Here is a 2267-nt window from a genome sequence, read left to right on the forward strand (position 1 = left end):
CGACCCATATCAGCCCTTCGGGCCAGCGGAGGATCAATGGCGGCTCAATGCCCCGTTGCGGTCATTTGTCGTCGTCCCGCGCGAATTCCAGATGCGTGCGACCGGTCATTGTGCAGGTCGATCACTGCGTGCGATCAGGTTTCCCTTCAGCGCTGCGCTCATCGGCATCTTGAGATTTGCGCCGCGCGGTGGAATCGGCGATTCGAACCACTTTGCGTACAGGCGCGCGAACTCACCGCTCTTCATCAGCCGGGTCAGCGTACCATCGACGAGCCGCTTGAACGCCGGATCATCCTTTCGCACCATACACGCGTACGGCTCGATCTGCAGCGCTTCGCCGACGACTTCCCACATATCCGGGTCGCTAGCATTCGCACGTAGCCCGTAAAGCAGAACGTCGTCGAGTGCGAGCGCCGCCGCTCTGTCGTCCGCAACCTCCTTCAGAGCTTCGGCATAATCCTTTGTCAGCACCACGTCCGCATCGACATGCTGCGCGTCGAGTTGGCGGCGTAAGGCCTTTTCATTGGTGCTCCCGCCGACGGTCGCGACGACCTTGTGTGCGAGATCAGCGTAATCACCGATGTGTGATTCACGTTTGGTCATGAGTCGCGTGCCTGCGTAGAAGTAGTTGGTCGAAAACGTGACCTCCTTGCCGCGCGCCGATGTATTTGTCGTCGATCCACACTCAAGGTCGATGGTGCCGTTGACGAGCAACGGAATCCGGTTTTGCCCGGTAACAGGCACGTAGACGGTATGTAGGTCCGGTTTTCGAAGCGCCTTTCGGACGTCATCGACAATTTCTTCAGTCACGTCCATCGAAAAGCCAACGGCCTTATGCGGCGTCAGCAGATAGCTGAAGGGCACCGCAGCTTCCCGATATGAAACGACGATCTGATTGGTTCGCGCAATCTTCTCCAACGTCTGCGCGTTCGCGGCCGTCAAGGCGGCATGACCTACAAATAATGCGGCGAGCGCGGCAAAGGATCGATGCATCATGATGCCCTCCCTGTTCACGACATATGAGCCCGGCGATACTTTCTTCGACTTGCGAGTCGGATTTGGTTCTGAATCGAACGCGCGCGCTGGAGATGGCCGACCACCGTGCCACACCACTGTAAGCCGAGTTGATCGCACTCCGTTGATCTAGGTCAACCGCATTGCCTCCTTTGACACATCGTTTTGGGATCAATATTTGGCCCAGCCATCCTGTCTCTCGGAAAGCGGAATTGCGCCGACCGCAAGCGTGAAATCCCGGCTAATGAGCACAAGTGATTGGTAAGGGAGCGTTCGACTTCCGTCTGCCAATGACCGTTGGCTTAGCGTTATTCGCCGAGCCACGCGCTTGGCAAATAACGCTTCATGACCGAGAGCGCCAATTCGATGAACGTCCCGGAAAACCGACGTTGAAATCCTCCACGTCAACTTTTCGGAGATTCGTTTGAACGCGAACTATTGGCGAAAAGCGCGCATTTGATTAGCTCCAGTTTGATGGATCCGATCTGTTGTCTTGCATTGCCCTTTGCGGTCTTGCTAGAGTGCAAGGGGTTCCCTGCTGGGAGACGGCCATGCATCTGAAAGTGTTTGCCGCGACATGCGGCGTGCTTTTCGCTTCGACGATCGCTATTGCGCAGGAGAAGCATATCGCCGCATTCGACGCACCAGCGAGCGGAAACAGGTACACGAAGCAGTACATCCTTGAAGTCGGCGATGTGCCTGAGCACAAGCTACGGCTATACGAGTTAGTGCGCAGTTACGGTCGCAAAGACCAGACAATTGAGGGCGTCGTTCTCAAAGAAGCCGTCATCCGCGCCACAAGCGACCTGACCGACCTGAATGGGCTTGGCCGCAGCTACGTCGAATACAGAATGGAGAACGGCGACAAGATTTTTGCTCGCGGATACTTCCTCAACCACAAGCTGCCAGGCAGCGACCGCCTGAAGAACCTCACAGAGTTGGATATCACGGGCGGCACCGGCAAGTTCCGCGGCATTCGTGGCATCGTCCGCGCGGAAACCGTTGCCGACTCCAAGGCCTTCAACCAGAACCGCACCGAATTCGAATATTGGTTCGAGAAGTAGCTACAACGATTGCTTCAAGTCTGCGAGCGCCTTGGCGAATCCGATGTCCCACATCGGGTTGGGCGCTTGAATTCGTTAGTTCGTAGATGCGGGAAGCGGCTGTGATCTCGTCCGTCAGGTTCCGGAGTAATGCAGCCATTCCAACGGCAACTTTCCCGACTCGACGAACGTCCGGAAGTGGCCGAACTG

2 protein-coding genes are annotated in these 2267 nt (G+C 56.6%); one reads left to right on the top strand and one right to left on the bottom strand.

The window, feature by feature from the left end; all coding sequences use genetic code 11:
- Nucleotides 1-105 precede the first annotated feature (105 nt).
- A complete protein-coding gene (locus tag DID98_RS35355; protein ID WP_124523222.1) occupies nucleotides 106-996 on the bottom strand; it encodes an amino acid ABC transporter substrate-binding protein in 891 nt (296 codons plus the stop codon).
- Nucleotides 997-1565: 569 nt separating this feature from the next.
- Here DID98_RS35355 and DID98_RS35360 point away from each other — a divergent pair.
- On the top strand, nucleotides 1566-2078 hold the full coding sequence (locus DID98_RS35360; RefSeq protein WP_124523224.1) for a hypothetical protein: 513 nt from the start codon (nucleotides 1566-1568) through the stop codon (nucleotides 2076-2078).
- Nucleotides 2079-2267: the final 189 nt, after the last annotated feature.

The sequence above is a fragment of the Burkholderia sp. Bp8984 genome, assembly GCF_003853755.1.
Taxonomy (GTDB): Bacteria; Pseudomonadota; Gammaproteobacteria; order Burkholderiales; family Burkholderiaceae; genus Burkholderia.